The organism is Mesorhizobium sp. P3_A10, assembly GCF_056403175.1.
Window position 1 is genome coordinate 97579 of record NZ_JBFUFZ010000010.1, and the last position, 17597, is coordinate 115175.

A 17597-nucleotide genomic window follows, 5' to 3' on the forward strand; every position below is an offset into this window, starting at 1 on the left:
ATGGTGCTTGTTTTCGGTTCGGGACCTCACCATATCGAATCCAGGGAATGTGATAAAATTCCCAGACGACAGACCGGAAACCAGAAGGAGTGACGTGATGACGACGTCGGACCCGGCCTGGAACGCTCCGGCATATTGAGGCTGCCTATGTGCCTCCCTTTGCCGGAACGTGAAGGCGAAGGAGGTGCCAAATGGCACACAAATTTTCGTTTCGATGGATCAGGATAGCCGCGATCGCCGCCGCGCTGGCGCTGTCGACGCTGCCCGCACAGGCGCAACTCGTCTGCGGCGGCCACAGTGATGTTATCGCCGGACTGGCGCAGGCCTTTGAACAGAGGCAGACCGGCTACGGTGTTGTCGGGCAAGCTGCCATTGTTGAAATCTATGTCTCGGCAAGTGGGACATGGACCTTGCTGATAACCGACGTAAACGGCCAAAGCTGCATCCTCGCGATCGGTGAGGGATGGGAGAATACCCAAACTGTGACCGCGATGGCGCACGGGAACTGAACAGCCTGATCAGCGCGTGGCCGCCATCTCGGCATGGCCGCGCAGCAGCGCCATCAGGCGCTTGGCATCCTTGGCGGCGGCCTCTTCGTCGCCGGCGAGGATCGAGCGGATCAGCGCGACGTGGTGCTCGGCGGATTCGGCTAGACCCGTATCGGCCTTGTAGCGGAACCAGAAGCGGCGGCTGTGGGTCTGCAAGGGCGCGGCCAGCCGGGCGGCGAACGGATTGTCGGCGGCCAGCGCCAGCGCCTCGTCGAGCGCCTTGTCGGCCTGGATGAAGGCAAGCACGTTGCCGGAGATCACTGCCCTCTGCATGGCCAAAGCCGCATCGTGGAACAGGTCGGCGGCCTCGCGGGTGACGAAGCGGGCGGCCGAGCGGGCCAGCACCACCTCGACTCCGCGACGGGCGTCGAGAACGCGCAGCCAGTCGCCGGGATGGAGCGGGGCAATGGCAATGCCGGCGCGCGGCCGAACATCCAGCAGGCCTTCCCAGGCCAGCCGCTGGATGGCCTCGCGCACCGGTGTGCGCCCGAGCTTGAGCCGCTCGATCAACGCGCCTTCGGTGACGAAACTGGCGGGTGCCAGTTCGAGCGTCACGATCATGTGCTCGAGCACGCGGTAGGCTTTTGCCGCCACCGGCTCGGAGCTTTGGCTTTCATCGACCAACGCCAAGGGTCATCTCCTGATATATTTTGGATATATCACAACGGAATCTGCATTGACAGCGGCTTTCGCTTGAAATATATCACTGATATATCAGATGGAGAGATGACCATGTGGACCGGAGTTTTCCCCGCCGTCACGACCAAATTCACCGCGGACGACCGCCTCGACCATGCCGAGATGGAGCGCTGCTTTGCGCTGCAGATGGAGGCCGGCTGCGACGGCATCATCGTCTGCGGCTCGCTCGGCGAAGGGCCGATGCTGTCGCCTGACGAGAAGATCGAAGTGCTGAAGACGGCGCAGAAGATCGCCGGCAAGAAGCCGGTGTTGCTGACCGTCAACGAGGCCGGCACCCGCGAGGCTGCCAGCATCGCACGCCGCGCCGCGAAAGAGGGCGCCAACGGGCTGATGGTGGTGCCGAGCCCGATCTACCACACCAATGAGGAAGAGACGGTTGCGGCGTTGCGCGCCGTCGCTCAGGCCGGCGACCTGCCGGTCATGATATACTCCAACCGGCTTGCCTACCGCGTGGACGTCACCGTCGACCAGATGGAAGAGCTGGCGGCGGACAAGCGGTTTGTCGCCATCAAGGAATCCTCGGACGACATCCGCCGTTCGACCGAGATCATCAACCGCTTCGGCGACCGCTACGATCTGTTCACCGGCGTCGACAATCTGGCGTTCGAGGCGCTGTCGGTCGGCGCCATCGGCTGGGTGGCCGGACTGGTCGTGGCATTCCCGCGCGAGACGGTCGCCATCTACCAGCTGATGAAGCAGGGCCGCCGCGAAGAGGCGCTGTCTATCTACCGCTGGTTCCGGCCGCTGCTCGACCTCGACGTGTCGACCTATCTGGTGCAGAACATCAAGCTCGCCGAAGTTTTTGCGATTCAAACCAACGACCGGGTGCGCATGCCGCGCCAGCCGCTGTCGGGCGAACGCCGCAAGGCGGTCGAGAAGATCGTCAAGGACGCGTTGGCGGTGCGGCCGAATCTGCCGCAGTTCTAAGAGGACCGTCAGAGCAGATATGCAGCGCGGCGCATGGCAATGAATGGTGATGCTACACTCGACGTCGCCATTGTCGGTGGCGGCATCATCGGCATCTGCGCCGCGGCCTTTCTGGCGGAAGCCGGGCGTAACGTCACGATCTTCGACCGCACCGGCATTTGCGAGGAGACCAGCTCCGGCAATGCCGCCGCCTTTGCCTTTTCCGATGTGCTGCCGCTCGCCCACAAGGGCATGATCAGGCAACTGCCGAAATGGCTTGCCGATCCGCTCGGCCCGCTCAGCATTCCGCCGGCCTATCTGCCGAAGCTGCTGCCTTGGCTGTTCCGCTTCTGGCGCGCTGGGCGCAGCGACCGCTACGAGGGCAGTCTTGCGGCGCAAGTGGCGATGATGCGGCTTGCCGAGGCCGAATGGGCCGGGCTGATGGCGCGCTCCGGCACCGGAGACATGCTGCATGAGGACGGCTCGCTCGAACTCTATGAGAACGAAGCCGAGTTCAAGGCATCGCTGCCCGGCTGGGCGGCAAGGCAGCGTTTTGGCATCGTCTTTCGCCATGTCGAAGGCGAGGAACTGGCGCGGCTGCAGCCAGGGCTGTCACCACGCTTCATCAAGGGCACGTTCGTGCCAGGATGGAAGACCGTCGCCGACCCGAAATTGCTTGGCAAAGCCATCTGGGCCTATGCGCAGAGCAAGGGCGCCCGCTTTGAAAGGGCGCGGATCGAGCGTGTCGATGCGGCTCAGGACGGCGCGACGCTGACACTGGCCGACGGCACGACCAGGCAGGCAAAACACCTCGTCATCGCCGCCGGCGCCTGGTCGCATCTTTTGGCCAGAAATCTCGGCGATCGCATCCCGCTCGAAACCGAGCGCGGCTACAACACGACGCTGCCGAAGACTGCCTTCGACGTGAAGCGGCAGCTGATCTTCTCCGGCCATGGCTTCGTTATCACGCCGCTTGTATCAGGCGTGCGCGTCGGCGGCGCGGTCGAGCTCGGCGGCATCGAGCGGCCGCCCAATTATGCTCGCTCGAAGGCGCTGCTGGAAAAGGCGAAAAAGTTCCTGCCCGGGCTCGATCCCTCAGGTGGCCGCGAATGGATGGGTTTTCGTCCTTCGTTGCCGGATTCGCTGCCGGTCATTGGCTGTGCGCAAAAAAGTCCGTCGGTGATCTATGCCTTCGGTCACGGCCATCTCGGCCTCACCCAGGCTGCGGCGACCGGACGGTTGATCCGAGAGCTTGTTCTCGGGCAAAGTCCGGCGCTTGATCTTTCTGCCTTTTCGCCAAACCGCTTCTGACAGGGTCCAAAATGGCACGCCATTCCTTCTTCTGCATTGACGGCCATACTTGCGGCAATCCGGTTCGGCTGGTCGCAGGCGGCGGGCCGTTGCTCCAGGGTTCGACGATGATGGAGCGGCGCGCGCATTTCCTGGCCGAGTATGACTGGATCCGCACCGGACTGATGTTCGAGCCGCGCGGCCATGACGTGATGTCGGGCTCGATCCTCTACCCGCCGACACGTGAGGATTGCGACATCGCCATCCTGTTCATCGAGACGTCGGGCTGCCTGCCGATGTGCGGCCATGGCACCATCGGTACGGTGACGATGGCCATCGAGCACGGGCTGATCAAGCCGAAGACGCCGGGCATGCTGAGGCTCGACACGCCGGCCGGCCTGGTCACCGCCGAATACAAGCAGGTTGGCGAGTATGTCGAAGAGGTGCGCATCACCAACGTGCCGTCCTTCCTCTATGCCGAGGGGCTGACGGTCGACTGCCCCGGGCTCGGCGAGATCAGTGTCGATGTCGCCTATGGCGGCAATTTCTACGCCATCGTCGAGCCGCAGAAAAACTATCGCGACATGGCCGATCATTCAGCCGGCGACCTGATCGCCTGGAGCCCGGTGGTACGGCAGCGGCTCAACGAGAAGTACACATTCGAGCATCCGGAAAATCCCGGCATCAACCGGCTGTCGCACATGCTGTGGACCGGGGCGCCGACGGTGGCGGGTGCGGATGCGCGCAATGCCGTCTTCTACGGCGACAAGGCGATCGACCGCTCCCCGTGCGGCACCGGCACCTCGGCCCGGATGGCGCAGCTTCATGCCAAGGGCAAGCTCAAGGCGGGCGACGACTTCGTCCACGAATCGATCATCGGCTCGCTGTTCAAGGGCCGGGTCGAGAAAGAGGTCACACTTGCCGGCAAGCCGGCGATCATTCCGTCGATCGGCGGCTGGGCGCGGATGACCGGGCTGAACACCATCTTCATCGACGACCGCGATCCGTTCGCGCATGGGTTTATCGTCAAATGACGTCGAGTTGCCCGGCCCGGGAGTCACCTGCTTCCTTGTCAACCGAGACCTCCTGGCGAAACCAGTCGGCGAATTTGAACGCTGCCGGTGAGGCTTGCGCCAGCATGGTCAGGAAGTAGCCCTTGTCGCGGTTGGTCGCGATCTCCGACAAGACGATCAGGTCGCCGCGCTTCAGCTCGTCGCGAAAAACTTCGACCGGGCAGAGCGCCACGCCGTGACCGGCGATGACCGCCGTCGCAAGAATATTGAAGTCGGCGAACACCGGCCCATTGCCGACATCGACGCCGGGCAAGCCGGCTTGCGAAAACCATTCGCGCCAGCCGTCGCGGGTCTCGTCATGCAGCAGGTCGGCGCCGGCGATGCCGGCCGGCGTGCGCAGATGATCCTTGCCGGCGAGATAGTGGGGGCTGCACACCGGCTGGTTGAGGCGGGAAAACAGCTTGAGGCTGGTGACGTCAGGAGAGGGGTCGGCGCCGAGCGTGATCAGCACATCGTTCTGGCCGTCGATGAACCTCTCATCGGCCTTGGCATAGGCGACCCGCATACCGATGCCGGGGTGGCGGGCGGCAAAGTCGGATAGACGCGGCACCAGCCAGCGGCTGGCGATGGAAGGAATGCAGCCGACCGACAAGGTTTCCTGGCCGGCATTGCGGCGAATGCGGCGGCAAGTGGCGCCGAGTTCGGCAAGCGCACCACTGGCCGAGATCTGCAAGATCAAGCCGGCTTCGGTCAGCCGCACCTTGCGGGCATCCCGGTGAAACAGCGAGACGCCCAGCCATTCCTCAAGCCGCCGGATCTGGTGACTGATGGCCGGGTGGGTGACGTGAAGCTCTTCGCCAGCAGCCGAAAAGCTGAGATGGCGGGCAGCGGCTTCGAAAGCGCGGACGGCATTCAACGGGATGTAATCCATCCGTCAAATTTACTAACATATCGGATGAGAAGCAATCATTTGAAAGCGCCCCGCAGCTGCGGCATTCCTGCGGCCGGATCCCGGGACTATCGCAAAAACAGCAGACCAAGCAGCGCGATTCCCTGTCCGCTTTGCGTGTCGTGGCCTGTGGCCGTAGCTTTCGAAAGAGCGATCATGTTTACAAGACAACTGACTGATGTAGAAAAATCTGACTTCTTCGTCGATTGGGGCAATGGCACCAGCCATCGCCTGCTGACGCAGCAGGACGGCATGGGGTTCACCGTCTGCCATACCGTGGTGCGCGCCGGCAGCGAATCACGCCTCCATTACCGCAGGCATTTCGAGGCCTGCTACTGCATCGCCGGCGGGGGTGAGGTCGAGGATATGTCCGGCCTGGTGCATCGCATCGAACCGGGCACGATCTATGTGCTCAACGAGCATGACGAGCATTTTCTGCGCGCGGATGCCGCCAGCGACATGATCCTGGTCAGCGTGTTCAACCCGCCATTGAAGGGTACCGAGCGGCACGTTCTTGGCCAGGACGGCGGCTCGGCCTATTGAGGCCGGGGCGGAGCGATCATTGCTTCGATGGGATGGCCGGGCTGAAGGCCATCTTTATCGCCGACGACGATCCGTTTTCGCGCAGGTTTGGCGCCAGCTAACAGAATCCGGCCCCCCGGGATGCGAAAGGCGCGAAAATCGGATCGCCTTCAATGACGCAACGATCCTGCTCATCACCTAATCTTGACGGTGATTTCTTCGAAACGAGGCGCATGATGCGGCTGAATCGTCAAAGACATTGCGTTATGCCAATGATAGGGTCCGCGATAGTCCAGGGGCCGGATAAGAAAAAACGGGCAATCTGATGGCGTGTCGGGAAAACACGCATGGCCATCGAAAAATCACGTTGCAATCCGGGCTCGAAACTTTACGACTAGGGGAAATACGAAAAGGAATGCGTCTGCATGGGCGACATTCCAGGGGAGCCACGACAGCATGCAGTACTTTGTCCAGCAGCTTATCAATGGGCTGACGCTGGGATCGATCTATGGGCTGATCGCAATCGGCTATACGATGGTCTACGGCATCATCGGCATGATCAATTTCGCCCATGGCGACATCTTCATGGTCGGCGCCTTCACCGCCCTCATCGTCTTCCTCATCCTCGGCGCCATGTTCACTTCGGTGCCGATCGTGCTCGCGCTGCTGATCATGATGATCGTGGCGATGCTGCTTACCAGCCTCTACAACTGGACGATCGAAAAGGTGGCCTACCGGCCGCTGCGCGGTTCGTTCCGGCTGGCGCCGCTGATCACCGCGATCGGCATGTCGATCGCACTGTCCAATTTCGTCCAGGTGACGCAAGGGCCGCGCAACAAGCCGGTCCCGCCGATGGTGTCCAAGGTCTTCACGATCGACGGTGTCAGCGTTTCGCTGAAGCAGATCATCATCGTCGTGGTCACCGCGATCCTGCTGGCGCTGTTCTGGTACCTCGTCAACAGGACCGCGCTTGGCCGAGCGCAGCGCGCCTGCGAACAGGACCGCAAGATGGCGGCACTGCTCGGCATCGATGTCGACCGCACCATTTCGATCACCTTCATCATGGGCGCCGCCCTTGCCGCCGTCGCCGGCACGCTGTTCCTGATGTATTACGGCGTGGTGGTGTTTTCCGACGGCTTCACGCCCGGTGTTAAGGCATTTACCGCGGCGGTGCTCGGCGGCATCGGCTCGCTGCCCGGCGCCGTGCTCGGCGGGCTGCTGATCGGCTTCATCGAGAGCATGTGGTCGGCCTATTTCTCCATCGACTACAAAGACGTCGCCGCCTTCTCCATCCTGGCGATCGTGCTGATCTTCCTGCCGTCCGGCATTCTGGGCCGGCCAGAAGTCGAAAAGGTCTGAGATCATGGCGGTTACCGTTTCTCCGGAAAGCGACGTCGTCGCCAGCCCCATCCAGCGCGCCTTTCGCGAGGCGCTCTATGCCGGCGCCATCGCGCTTGGCCTGTTCGTCCTGTTTATCGGCCTGAAGACCGATCAGAACATCTCCAACGAACTGATTCTGGTGCAGCGCTGGGGCCTCCTCGCCGTTGTGGTCGTCACCGTGGCGGCCGGACGTTTCCTCTACGTCGCCTATGCCTTGCCGTTCATGGCTCGTCGAACAGCGGCCGATGCCGGCACAGGCAGCCTGGCGACGCGATTCTTCACGCTCCCCTATTTCATCGTCGCCGTCGTCATAGCGACCGCCGTGTTCCTTCTGGCCTTGACCGGCTCGCTTGAGGAGTTGCTGGGACCGTTCCTGGCCGACTTTTCCCGGTTCCTGCGCGGGCTGGCCATCGTCTATGCCTTTGCCTCGGTGCTGTACTACTTCCGCAGGTTCATTCGTACCCGCGGTTCCATATTGGGCATCATCGCACTGCTGCTCTATCCAGTTTGCGTCGTGCTGGTTCTCGCCGCCTTGTCGCGGTCGTGGTCGGCCGGTTTCCAGGGTTCGCTGCTGCTGGTTGACAATTTCGGGATCCAGATCCTGATCTACGTGATGCTGGCCTGGGGGCTAAACATCGTCATCGGCCTGGCCGGGCTGCTAGACCTTGGGTATGTCGCCTTCTATGCCGTCGGGGCCTATGCCTATGCGCTGCTCGGCACGCATTTCGGCCTGTCATTCTGGATCCTGCTGCCAGCAGCCGGCCTGATGGCCGCGTTCTGGGGCGTGATGCTCGGTTTTCCGGTGCTGCGCCTGCGCGGGGACTATCTGGCGATCGTGACGCTGGCCTTCGGCGAGATCATCCGGCTGGTGATCATCAACTGGCGCGAGGTGACCAACGGCTCGGCCGGCATTTCCGGTATCCCGAAGGTCTCTTTTTTCGGCCTGATGTCGTTCAACGTCTCGGACCCGAACTATATTTCCAAGGTGCTGGGCATCGCCCAGTCGGGCGCCTACTACAAGATTTTCCTCTATTATCTGATCCTGGGGCTGTGCTTCCTGACCGCCTTCGTCACCGTGAGGTTGCGCCGCCTGCCGGTCGGGCGCGCCTGGGAAGCGCTGCGTGAGGATGAGATCGCCTGCCGTTCGCTCGGCATCAACACCACCACCACCAAGCTGACGGCGTTTGCCACCGGTGCCATGTTCGGCGGCTTTGCCGGTGCGTTCTTTGCCGCACGGCAAGGCTTCGTCAGTCCGGAATCCTTCGTCTTCCTGGAATCGGCGATCATCCTGGCCATCGTGGTGCTCGGCGGCATGGGCTCGCTGATCGGCATCGCCATAGCGGCGATGGTGATGATCGGCGGCACGGAAATTCTGCGCGAGTTGGATTTCCTCAAGAGAGGCCTGGTCTGGGGCGACATAACGGTCATCCCCGGCTTCGGTCCTGACTTCACACCGGAGCTCTACCGCATGCTTTTGTTCGGCATGGCTATGGTCATCGTCATGTTGTGGAAGCCGCGCGGCTTCGTCGGCAGCCGTGAACCGACCGCCTTCCTCAAGGAGCGAAAAGCGGTCTCGGGGTCCTTCACCAAAGAGGGACACGGCTGATGAGCATGAACTCGATTCAGAAGACCAATCCGGGCATGAAAGACGCCATCCTGCAGGTCGACCATCTGTCGATGAAATTCGGCGGTCTGGTGGCCATCGGCGACCTCTCCTTCCAGGCCAGGCGCGGCGAGATCACCGCGCTGATCGGACCGAACGGCGCCGGCAAGACCACGGTGTTCAACTGCATCACCGGCTTCTACAAGCCGTCGGAAGGCATGATCACGCTCAACCGCAGCGACGGTTCGAGCTTCCTGCTCGAACGGCTGCCGAACCATGAGATCCCGGCGCGCGCCAAGGTGGCGCGCACCTTCCAGAACATCCGCCTGTTCTCGGGCATGACGCTGCTGGAAAACCTTCTGGTCGCCCAGCACAACAAGCTGATGAAGGCGTCGGGTTATACGATGCTGGGCCTGTTCGGCTTCCCGAGCTATCGCAAGGCATCGGCCGAATCGATCGACTTGGCCAAGCATTGGCTGGAGAAGGCCAATCTCGTCGACCGTGCCGACGATCCGGCCGGCGACCTGCCCTATGGCGCGCAACGGCGCCTGGAGATCGCGCGCGCCATGTGCACCGGTCCCGAGCTTCTGTGCCTCGACGAGCCGGCCGCGGGCCTCAATCCGAAGGAATCGGCGGCGCTCAACGACCTGCTGATGGACATCAAGAGCAGCACCTCGATCCTGTTGATCGAACACGACATGTCGGTGGTCATGCAGATTTCCGACCATGTCGTGGTGCTGGAATACGGACGCAAGATCTCCGACGGCAGTCCGCAATCGGTGCGGACCGACCCGCGCGTCATCGCCGCCTATCTCGGTGTCGATGACGAAGAGGTCGAGACGGTGCTGACCGAGGTCGGTGACGAAGCCGTCATCGAGCAGTTGGACACCGGTCCCGACAAGGCGCACGGGTCCGACATGTCGTCGTCGATGATGGCCGGCCCGGTGACCGACACTATCGGCCACAGCGAGGGCGAGCGCATCACAGTGGCAAAGGGCGCTTCGAAGGCAGCGCAGGTCGATGCGAGGGCCAACTTGCCAAGAAAGCCGTCCGAGCGGGCCACGGCCAAGTCGACCGGGAAGTCCTCGACAACCAAGCCGCGCGGAGGACGCAAATAATGGCCGGGACAACGCTGCTCGATATCAAGGGCGTCCAGACCTACTACGGCAATATCCGGGCGCTGAACGGCGTCGATGTCACCGTCAACGAGGGTGAGATCGTCGCGCTGATCGGCGCCAACGGCGCCGGCAAGTCGACGCTGATGATGACCATCTTTGGTGCTCCACGCGCCCGCGCCGGCACCATCACCTTCGCAGGCACCGACATCACCCAGATGCCCACCCACGAGATTGCGCGCATGCGCATTGCGCAATCGCCGGAGGGGCGCCGCATCTTCCCTCGCATGACGGTGATGGAAAACCTACAGATGGGCGCCAGCCTCGACAACCTCAAGCACTATGACGAGGACGTCGAGAAGGTGTTCACGCTGTTCCCGCGCCTCAAGGAGCGCATCGCCCAGCGCGGCGGTACGCTGTCGGGCGGCGAGCAGCAGATGCTGTCGATTGGGCGCGCGCTTATGGCGCGGCCGAAGCTGCTCTTGCTCGACGAGCCTTCACTGGGTCTTGCACCGCTGATCGTCAAGCAGATCTTCGACGCCATCCGCGAACTGAACCGCACGCAGGGGTTGACCGTGTTCCTGGTCGAGCAGAACGCCTTCGGCGCGCTGAAGCTCGCCACTCGCGGCTATGTCATGGTCAACGGCAACGTGACGATGAGCGGCACCGGCAAGGAGCTGCTCGCCAATCCGGAAGTGCGCGCCGCCTATCTCGAAGGCGGCCACCACTGAGTTTGGAGCGGAATATGTGCATCCGGTATTCCGCTCCAAGTCGTTTGTTAGTCGCATGATCTTTATCCGAAAAGTCTGCAACTTTTCGGGACCATGCTAGGGAGTTTTCATCATGCAGGGCATTCTCTACGAGGAACCCTCGATCTGGCAGTTCTTCTTCGTCACCTGCCTGCTTGGCGGCTGGGCGGCATGGATGACCGGCAAGGCCAGTGCCCAGACATGGCGCAGCTTCATCCAGCTGTTCGCCTACATGCTTGGCCTCGGCATCGGCATCAGGTTCATCCACCATGCGCTGTTCGGCGGCACGATGTTCTCTCTGCATTACTACATCGTCGATACCATCGTGCTGCTGATTCTGGGCTTCATCGGCTATCAATACACGCGCACCAACCAGATGGTGACGCAGTATAATTGGCTCTACGAACGAGCCTCGCTTTTGAGCTGGAAGCCGAAAGCTTGACGTTCATCATAAACGCCGTTTCGGGGATGAATCGGCGTGACAAGCGCCTGAAAATCGGCAAAGTAAACTTTCTGCGAGCAAGGGTGGGCATCGCATGAAAGCATCATCCACGCCCACTCGGTAAATGGGAGCGTTATATGAAAAAGTCACTTTTGTCCGCCGTCGCCCTGACCGCGCTTGTCGCGTTCAGCGGTAACGCGTGGGCTGACATTCTGATCGGCGTAGCCGGTCCGATCACCGGCCCGAACGCAGCGTTCGGTGCCCAGTTGCAGAAGGGCGCCGAACAGGCCGCCGCCGACATCAACGCGGCCGGTGGCATCAACGGCCAGCAGGTCAAGCTCGAAGTCGGTGACGACGTATCGGACCCGAAGCAGGGTATCTCGGTCGCCAACAAGTTCGTCGCTGACGGCGTGAAGTATGTTGTCGGCCACTTCAACTCGGGCGTCACCATCCCGGCGTCGGAAGTCTATGCCGAGAACGGCATTCTCGTCATCACGCCTTCGGCGACCAACCCGCAGCTGACTGAGCGCGGCCTGTGGAACACGTTCCGCACCTGCGGACGCGACGATCAGCAGGGCAAGGTTGCCGGCGACTATCTCGCCGCGCACTTCAAGGACGGCAAGATCGCTGTCATCCATGACAAGACGCCTTATGGCCAGGGCCTCGCCGACGAAACCAAGAAGGCGCTCAATGGCAACGGCCTGACCGAAGTCTTGTATGAAGGCATCAATGTCGGCGACAAGGACTTCTCGGCCCTCATCGCCAAGATGAAGGACGCCGGTGTCAACGTCGTCTACTACGGCGGCCTGCATACCGAGTTCGGCCTTATCGAGCGCCAGGCGGCTGACCAGGGCCTCAAGGTCCAGTTCATGTCGGGCGACGGCATCGTGTCGAACGAACTGGCTTCGATCGCCGGCGACGCCGTCGATGGCACGCTGATGACGTTCGCTCCCGATCCGCGCAAGAACCCGAACGCCAAGGAACTCGTCGAGAAGTTCCGCGCCGCCGGTTTCGAGCCTGAGGCCTATACGCTCTACTCCTACGCCGCCCTGCAGATCGTCGCCGCCGCCGCCGCCAAGGTCGGCTCGTCGGACGATGCGCAGAAGGTTGCCGCAGAGATCAAGGCGAGCGGCCCCTGGAAGACCGCTATCGGCGACATCGGCTATGACGCCAAGGGCGACATCACCCGCCCCGACTATGTCATCTATAACTGGAAGAAGGGTGACGACGGCAAGTACACCTACTTCGAGCAATAAGCCGACAAACGTCTGACTTTCGGAAATGCCCGGCGCGCTGCGCCGGGCATTTTTCATGTCGGGCACGACCCTCTTCGAAAACCGAAGATCGATCCTCGATGCGGCGGGCGAAGAGCATCCGCCCGGATAGCAAATCGGAGGCCGCTGACGCGTCCAGGCAATTGCATGCCGCTTTCGCGCGAAGAATCGATTTAAATCGGTTTAATCGCCTCCTGATTTTGTTTGCACTGCAGCATTTTCGCGTTAATCATTGCCCTTAGCCCCCATCCTCTCGTGTCTGGAGCCCAGTCCTTGGCAATCACGAAGATCCTTGTCGCCAACCGGTCCGAAATCGCCATCCGCGTCTTTCGCGCGGCCAACGAACTGGGCCTCAAAACCGTGGCGATCTGGGCAGAGGAAGACAAATATTCGCTGCACCGTTTCAAGGCCGACGAAAGCTACCAGGTCGGGCGCGGACCGCATCTGACTCGCGACATGGGGCCGATCGAAAGCTATCTGTCGATCGAGGAGGTGATCCGCGTCGCCAGGCTTTCGGGCGCCGATGCGATCCATCCGGGCTACGGCCTGTTGTCCGAAAGCCCCGAATTCGCCGACGCTTGCGCCGAGGCCGGCATCACCTTCATCGGCCCCAAGCCGGACACGATGCGCCGGCTTGGCAACAAGGTCGCGGCGCGCAATCTCGCCATCGAGGTCGGCGTGCCGGTGATCCCCGCCACCGATCCGCTGCCGGATGACATGGAGGCGGTCAAGAAACTCGCCAAGGCGATCGGCTACCCGGTGATGCTGAAGGCGTCGTGGGGTGGTGGCGGTCGCGGCATGCGCGCCATTCGCGCCGAAGCCGACCTGGCCCGCGAGGTCACGGAAGGCAAGCGCGAGGCGAAAGCCGCCTTCGGCAAGGACGAGGTCTATCTCGAGAAGCTGATCGAGCGCGCCCGCCATGTCGAGGTGCAGGTGCTAGGCGACCGCCAAGGCAACGCCGTGCACCTGTTCGAGCGCGACTGTTCGATCCAGCGCCGCAACCAGAAGGTGGTCGAGCGGGCGCCGGCGCCGTATCTCGAGATGGCGCAACGCGAAGAGCTGTGCGGCTACGCGCTGAAGATCGCCCGCGAGACGGCCTATATCGGCGCCGGCACGGTCGAGTTCCTGCAGGATGCCGATACCGGCAAATTCTACTTCATCGAGGTCAACCCGCGTATCCAGGTCGAGCACACCGTCACCGAACAGGTGACCGGCATCGATATCGTCAAGGCGCAGATCCACATCCTCGACGGCTTTGCCATCGGCACGCCGGAATCGGGCGTACCGGCGCAGAAGGATATCAGGCTGAACGGCCATGCCCTGCAGTGCCGCATCACCACGGAAGATCCCGAGCATAATTTCATTCCCGATTATGGCCGCATCACCGCCTATCGCGGCGCCACCGGTTTCGGCATTCGCCTCGATGGCGGCACCGCCTATTCAGGCGCGGTCATCACCCGCTTCTACGATCCGCTGCTGGAGAAGGTGACGGCGTGGGCGCCGACGCCGGCGGAGACCATCGCTCGCATGAACCGGGCGCTGCGCGAGTTCCGCATCCGCGGCGTGGCGACCAATCTCACCTTCCTCGAGGCGATCATCAATCACCCGAGTTTTGCCGACAATTCCTACACCACCAAATTCATCGACACGACGCCGGAGCTGTTCCAGCAGGTCAAGCGGCAGGACCGCGCCACCAAGCTGCTCAACTATCTGGCCGATGTCTCGGTCAACGGTCATCCCGAGACGCGCGGCCGGCCCAAGCCGAAGGCCGATGCGGCGGCCCCTGTGGTGCCCTACCTCAACGGCAATGTACCTGGCGGCAGCAAGCAGAAGCTCGACGCGCTCGGGCCGGAAAAATTCGCCGCCTGGATGCGCGCGCAAAAAGAGGTGCTGGTCACCGACACGACGATGCGCGACGGGCATCAGTCGCTGCTGGCAACGCGCATGCGCACGCATGACATCGCCGGTATTGCCGGCACCTACGCGCGGGCCTTGCCGCAGCTTTTGTCATTGGAATGTTGGGGCGGCGCCACTTTTGACGTCGCCATGCGCTTCCTCACCGAAGACCCGTGGGAGCGGCTGTCGCTGGTGCGCGAAGCCGCACCCAATCTGTTGCTGCAGATGCTGCTGCGCGGCGCCAATGGTGTCGGCTACACCAACTATCCCGACAATGTCGTGCAGCATTTCGTCCGCCAAGCGGCTGCCGGCGGCATCGACCTGTTCCGCGTCTTCGACTGTCTGAACTGGGTCGAGAACATGCGTGTCGCCATGGATGCGGTTGGCGCCGAGGGCAAGCTCATCGAAGCGGCGATCTGCTACACCGGCGACATCCTCGATCCGGCGCGGGCCAAATACGATCTCAAATATTATGTCGGGCTGGCCAGGGAATTGCAGGCGGCGGGCGCCCATATCATCGCCGTCAAGGACATGGCCGGCCTGTTGAAGCCGGCTGCGGCCCGCGTGCTGTTCAAGGCGCTGCGCGAGGCGAGCGACCTGCCGATCCATTTCCACACGCACGATACCTCAGGCCTGTCGGCGGCAACGGTATTGGCGGCAGTGGAGAGCGGCGTCGACGCCATCGACGCGGCTATGGATTCGCTGTCGGGCAACACCTCGCAGCCGTGCCTGGGTTCGATCGTCGAGGCGCTGAAAGGCACCGAGCGCGATCCCGGCCTCGATCCGCTGTGGATCCGGAAAATCTCGTTCTACTGGGAGGCGGTGCGCAACCAGTACGCCGCCTTCGAGAGCGACCTCAAAGGTCCGGCCTCGGAAGTCTATCTGCACGAAATGCCGGGCGGACAGTTCACCAATCTGAAGGAGCAGGCGCGCTCGCTCGGGCTGGAGACGCGCTGGCACGAGGTGGCGCAGACCTATCACGACGTCAACCTGATGTTCGGCGACATCGTCAAGGTGACGCCGTCGTCCAAGGTTGTCGGCGACATGGCGCTGATGATGGTGAGCCAGGACCTGACCGTCGCCGACGTCGAGAACCCCAGCAAGGACATCGCCTTCCCGGACTCGGTGGTGTCGATGCTGCGCGGCGATCTCGGCCAATCGCCCGGCGGCTGGCCGGAGGCGCTGCAGAAGAAGGTTTTGAAGGGCGACAAGCCGATCACGGTCAGGCCAGGCTCGCTGCTGAAAGCAGCCGACCTGAAGGCCAGCCGCAAGGAGATCGAGGAGAAGCTCGAGCGCAAGCTGTCAGAGTTCGAGTTCGCCTCGTGGCTGATGTATCCGAAGGTGTTTTCCGACTTCGCCGGCGCGCAGGAAACCTACGGGCCGGTCAGCGTGCTGCCGACGCCGACCTATTTCTACGGCATGAAGTCGGAAGACGAGATCTTTGTTGACATCGAGAAGGGCAAGACGCTGGTGGTGCGGTGTCTCGCCATCGGCGATGTCGACGAGAAGGGCATGGTGACCGTGTTCTTCGAGCTCAACGGCCAGCCGCGCCGCATCAAGGTGCCGGACCGCGCACATGGTGCTTCCGCGGCCAAGGCGCGACGCAAGGCCGAGCCTGGCAATGAAGCGCATGTCGGCGCGCCGATGCCGGGCGTGGTCTCCGCACTCGCGGTTGCCGCCGGTCAGGCGGTCAAGGCCGGTGACGTGCTGCTGTCGATCGAAGCGATGAAAATGGAGACGGCGCTGCATGCCGAGCGCGACGGCACGATCGCCGAGGTGCTGGTCAAGGCCGGCGATCAGATCGACGCGAAGGATCTGCTGATCGCGTTTAATTGACGCGCCGATCGATCGCTCTGGGGACGGCTGGCAGCAGCCGTTCACGAAGCGCCGATAATGTCTTGACCCGCCGCGCCCGCTCGGGCATCGAACCCGCTCCAATTTCGCCGCACCAGAATCGCGGCGTTTAAAAAGAAGCGGAGAAAAACATGGCCGACGACATCACCGATACCAGCCAGACTGTTGCCGCCGGCCAGTTGCGCGCCTTCATCGAGCGCATCGAGCGGCTCGAGGAAGAGAAGAAGACCATTTCTGACGACATCAAGGAAGTGTTCGCCGAGGCCAAGGGCACCGGCTTCGACACCAAGGCGATGCGGTCGATCATCCGGCTGCGCAAGAAGGATCAGGCCGAGCGCCAGGAAGAGGAAACCATCCTCGATCTCTACAAGGCCGCGCTCGGAATGGTGTAAGAGACTGTCTGGAAATTCTACTCCGGCGGCCATCTGATGGCGGTTTCTGCGCTTCCGTTGCTCACGGACCCAAATGTCCGCTGCGCTCCGGTTCTCGAAACCACCACCATATGACTCGCCGGAGCGAATTTGGAAACAGTCTCGGGCCGAGCGTGGTGCTGGAGCGGGCATCGAACCATGAGCGAATTCGATTTCGGCGCCCGCCGCGCCTCTGAATTTCGCCAGCGCGGCTTCTGGACGCTGTTCGCCGAACGGCATCCGGAAGAACGGGCTCTGATGGCGCGGCGCGGACCCTGGTTCTGGCAGCGCGGGCTGCCCGACTTTGCACTGGTGCTTTCGATGTATGTCGCGCCGGCGCAGAACCATGTCGGCGTCTTCTTCGGCCGCAACGAGAAGTTCGGCGCCACGCAGGCCTGGTCGCGGTTGAAGCCGTTCCAGCCGGCGATCGAAGACAGGCTGAAGCTCAGGCCGGAGCAGAGTTGCGAGGGCCTCGGCATCAATTCGATGTGGCGGGTCAACTGCTATGCCGAGGACAACTGGCCGGCCATGGCCGACTGGCTGGTGACGGAATGCTCACGCATCGAGCGCGCCGTCACCGAGGTGCTGGGGCAGAGCAAGATATGAAATCCGGCGTCGGGTCCTTCTTTGGCCAGCGCTGGCAAGGCTTGGTACCGCTCGACCGGCTGTTCTGGCGCGACCTGGCCTTTGTCGGCACCGCCATCAACATCGCCTCGACGGTGGCGGCACTCATCCTGCTCGGGCTGAAGCTGCCGCTCGCGTTGGTTCTGGCAGTGCATTTTTCGCCGGTGCCCTACAACATCTTCCTGACCCTTGCCGTCTGGCGAACCGCTGAGAAGGCCGGTGGCGCCAAGGCCTCGGCGATGATGCTCGGTTCCGCCTTGTGGCTGATCCTGACGGCTGTCCTCTGAGGCCGTCGCTGAACGAAAAGGGCGGCCGGAGCCGCC

17 protein-coding genes are annotated in these 17597 nt (G+C 62.5%); 15 read left to right on the forward strand and 2 right to left on the reverse strand.

The features are described from left to right. Positions 1 to 191: 191 nt before the first annotated feature. On the forward strand, positions 192 to 509 hold the full coding sequence (locus tag AC1DXU_RS28210; protein WP_477319932.1) for a hypothetical protein: 318 nt from the start codon (positions 192 to 194) through the stop codon (positions 507 to 509). Between the two features lie 9 nt (positions 510 to 518). On the opposite strand, the gene AC1DXU_RS28215 is transcribed toward AC1DXU_RS28210, so the two are convergent. Continuing rightward, positions 519 to 1172 carry a GntR family transcriptional regulator gene (locus AC1DXU_RS28215; protein ID WP_477319982.1) on the reverse strand — a complete coding sequence of 218 codons (654 nt, stop codon included), beginning with the start codon at positions 1170 to 1172 and terminating at the stop codon, positions 519 to 521. A 108-nt stretch (positions 1173 to 1280) separates the two neighbouring features. Between AC1DXU_RS28215 and AC1DXU_RS28220 the strand changes: the two genes are divergently transcribed. The 3 genes from AC1DXU_RS28220 to AC1DXU_RS28230 are packed head-to-tail and all read left to right on the forward strand — an operon-like array spanning position 1281 to position 4477. Continuing rightward, a complete protein-coding gene (locus AC1DXU_RS28220) occupies positions 1281 to 2174 on the forward strand; it encodes a dihydrodipicolinate synthase family protein (protein ID WP_477374288.1) in 894 nt (297 codons plus the stop codon). Between the two features lie 39 nt (positions 2175 to 2213). After that, complete coding sequence (locus AC1DXU_RS28225) at positions 2214 to 3464, forward strand: NAD(P)/FAD-dependent oxidoreductase (protein ID WP_477374372.1); 1251 nt, start codon at positions 2214 to 2216, stop codon at positions 3462 to 3464. Positions 3465 to 3475: 11 nt separating this feature from the next. Further along, on the forward strand, positions 3476 to 4477 hold the full coding sequence (locus tag AC1DXU_RS28230; protein ID WP_477319926.1) for a 4-hydroxyproline epimerase: 1002 nt from the start codon (positions 3476 to 3478) through the stop codon (positions 4475 to 4477). Here the strand turns inward: AC1DXU_RS28230 and AC1DXU_RS28235 are convergent. Further along, positions 4470 to 5387, reverse strand: a complete 918-nt coding sequence (locus tag AC1DXU_RS28235; protein ID WP_477374290.1) for a LysR substrate-binding domain-containing protein — start codon at positions 5385 to 5387, stop codon at positions 4470 to 4472. The genes AC1DXU_RS28230 and AC1DXU_RS28235 overlap by 8 nt on opposite strands. 174 nt (positions 5388 to 5561) lie before the next feature. On the opposite strand from AC1DXU_RS28235, the gene AC1DXU_RS28240 reads away from it, so the two are divergent. The 11 genes from AC1DXU_RS28240 to AC1DXU_RS28290 all read left to right on the forward strand — a co-directional run bounded on the left by AC1DXU_RS28240 (position 5562) and on the right by AC1DXU_RS28290 (position 17561). Then, positions 5562 to 5948, forward strand: coding sequence for an ectoine synthase (locus AC1DXU_RS28240; RefSeq protein WP_477374292.1), 387 nt, complete (start codon positions 5562 to 5564; stop codon positions 5946 to 5948). 435 nt (positions 5949 to 6383) lie between these two features. Next, positions 6384 to 7286, forward strand: a complete 903-nt coding sequence (locus AC1DXU_RS28245) for a branched-chain amino acid ABC transporter permease (RefSeq protein WP_477374294.1) — start codon at positions 6384 to 6386, stop codon at positions 7284 to 7286. A gap of 4 nt (positions 7287 to 7290) precedes the next feature. After that, positions 7291 to 8913: a high-affinity branched-chain amino acid ABC transporter permease LivM gene (gene livM, locus AC1DXU_RS28250; RefSeq protein ID WP_477374296.1), complete on the forward strand. Its 1623-nt coding sequence runs from the start codon at positions 7291 to 7293 to the stop codon at positions 8911 to 8913. Continuing rightward, a complete protein-coding gene (locus tag AC1DXU_RS28255) occupies positions 8913 to 10028 on the forward strand; it encodes an ABC transporter ATP-binding protein (RefSeq protein WP_477374298.1) in 1116 nt (371 codons plus the stop codon). The genes livM and AC1DXU_RS28255 overlap by 1 nt, the downstream gene beginning before the upstream one ends. Further along, positions 10028 to 10756 (forward strand): ABC transporter ATP-binding protein, encoded by a 729-nt coding sequence (locus AC1DXU_RS28260; protein ID WP_258606637.1) that lies wholly within the window; start codon positions 10028 to 10030, stop codon positions 10754 to 10756. The genes AC1DXU_RS28255 and AC1DXU_RS28260 overlap by 1 nt, the downstream gene beginning before the upstream one ends. A 112-nt stretch (positions 10757 to 10868) precedes the next feature. Continuing rightward, positions 10869 to 11216, forward strand: coding sequence for a DUF6867 family protein (locus AC1DXU_RS28265; protein WP_477319913.1), 348 nt, complete (start codon positions 10869 to 10871; stop codon positions 11214 to 11216). A 137-nt stretch (positions 11217 to 11353) separates the two neighbouring features. Further along, positions 11354 to 12472, forward strand: a complete 1119-nt coding sequence (locus tag AC1DXU_RS28270; protein WP_477246042.1) for a branched-chain amino acid ABC transporter substrate-binding protein — start codon at positions 11354 to 11356, stop codon at positions 12470 to 12472. Between the two features lie 291 nt (positions 12473 to 12763). Continuing rightward, a complete protein-coding gene (gene pyc, locus AC1DXU_RS28275) occupies positions 12764 to 16222 on the forward strand; it encodes a pyruvate carboxylase (RefSeq protein WP_477374300.1) in 3459 nt (1152 codons plus the stop codon). Positions 16223 to 16371: 149 nt separating this feature from the next. Further along, complete coding sequence (locus AC1DXU_RS28280) at positions 16372 to 16632, forward strand: DUF2312 domain-containing protein (protein WP_477246046.1); 261 nt, start codon at positions 16372 to 16374, stop codon at positions 16630 to 16632. A 177-nt stretch (positions 16633 to 16809) separates the two neighbouring features. Then, the gene (locus tag AC1DXU_RS28285) at positions 16810 to 17256 is read left to right on the forward strand and encodes a hypothetical protein (RefSeq protein ID WP_477374302.1); all 447 of its coding nucleotides are present in this window, start codon (positions 16810 to 16812) and stop codon (positions 17254 to 17256) included. Further along, positions 17253 to 17561 carry a hypothetical protein gene (locus AC1DXU_RS28290; RefSeq protein WP_477374304.1) on the forward strand — a complete coding sequence of 103 codons (309 nt, stop codon included), beginning with the start codon at positions 17253 to 17255 and terminating at the stop codon, positions 17559 to 17561. The genes AC1DXU_RS28285 and AC1DXU_RS28290 overlap by 4 nt, the downstream gene beginning before the upstream one ends. Positions 17562 to 17597 lie beyond the last annotated feature (36 nt).

Bases quoted from the DNA above. Each gene is read 5' to 3' on its own strand.
- livM (WP_477374296.1), top strand. From the start codon at position 7,291: ATGGCGGTTACCGTTTCTCCGGAAAGCGACGTCGTCGCCAGCCCCATC.
- AC1DXU_RS28235 (WP_477374290.1), bottom strand. From the start codon at position 5,387: ATGGATTACATCCCGTTGAATGCCGTCCGCGCTTTCGAAGCCGCTGCC.
- AC1DXU_RS28225 (WP_477374372.1), top strand. From the start codon at position 2,214: ATGAATGGTGATGCTACACTCGACGTCGCCATTGTCGGTGGCGGCATC.
- AC1DXU_RS28285 (WP_477374302.1), top strand. From the start codon at position 16,810: ATGAGCGAATTCGATTTCGGCGCCCGCCGCGCCTCTGAATTTCGCCAG.
- AC1DXU_RS28265 (WP_477319913.1), top strand. From the start codon at position 10,869: ATGCAGGGCATTCTCTACGAGGAACCCTCGATCTGGCAGTTCTTCTTC.
- AC1DXU_RS28245 (WP_477374294.1), top strand. From the start codon at position 6,384: ATGCAGTACTTTGTCCAGCAGCTTATCAATGGGCTGACGCTGGGATCG.
- AC1DXU_RS28260 (WP_258606637.1), top strand. From the start codon at position 10,028: ATGGCCGGGACAACGCTGCTCGATATCAAGGGCGTCCAGACCTACTAC.
- AC1DXU_RS28210 (WP_477319932.1), top strand. From the start codon at position 192: ATGGCACACAAATTTTCGTTTCGATGGATCAGGATAGCCGCGATCGCC.
- AC1DXU_RS28270 (WP_477246042.1), top strand. From the start codon at position 11,354: ATGAAAAAGTCACTTTTGTCCGCCGTCGCCCTGACCGCGCTTGTCGCG.
- AC1DXU_RS28240 (WP_477374292.1), top strand. From the start codon at position 5,562: ATGTTTACAAGACAACTGACTGATGTAGAAAAATCTGACTTCTTCGTC.
- AC1DXU_RS28255 (WP_477374298.1), top strand. From the start codon at position 8,913: ATGAGCATGAACTCGATTCAGAAGACCAATCCGGGCATGAAAGACGCC.
- AC1DXU_RS28280 (WP_477246046.1), top strand. From the start codon at position 16,372: ATGGCCGACGACATCACCGATACCAGCCAGACTGTTGCCGCCGGCCAG.
- AC1DXU_RS28290 (WP_477374304.1), top strand. From the start codon at position 17,253: ATGAAATCCGGCGTCGGGTCCTTCTTTGGCCAGCGCTGGCAAGGCTTG.
- AC1DXU_RS28220 (WP_477374288.1), top strand. From the start codon at position 1,281: ATGTGGACCGGAGTTTTCCCCGCCGTCACGACCAAATTCACCGCGGAC.
- AC1DXU_RS28230 (WP_477319926.1), top strand. From the start codon at position 3,476: ATGGCACGCCATTCCTTCTTCTGCATTGACGGCCATACTTGCGGCAAT.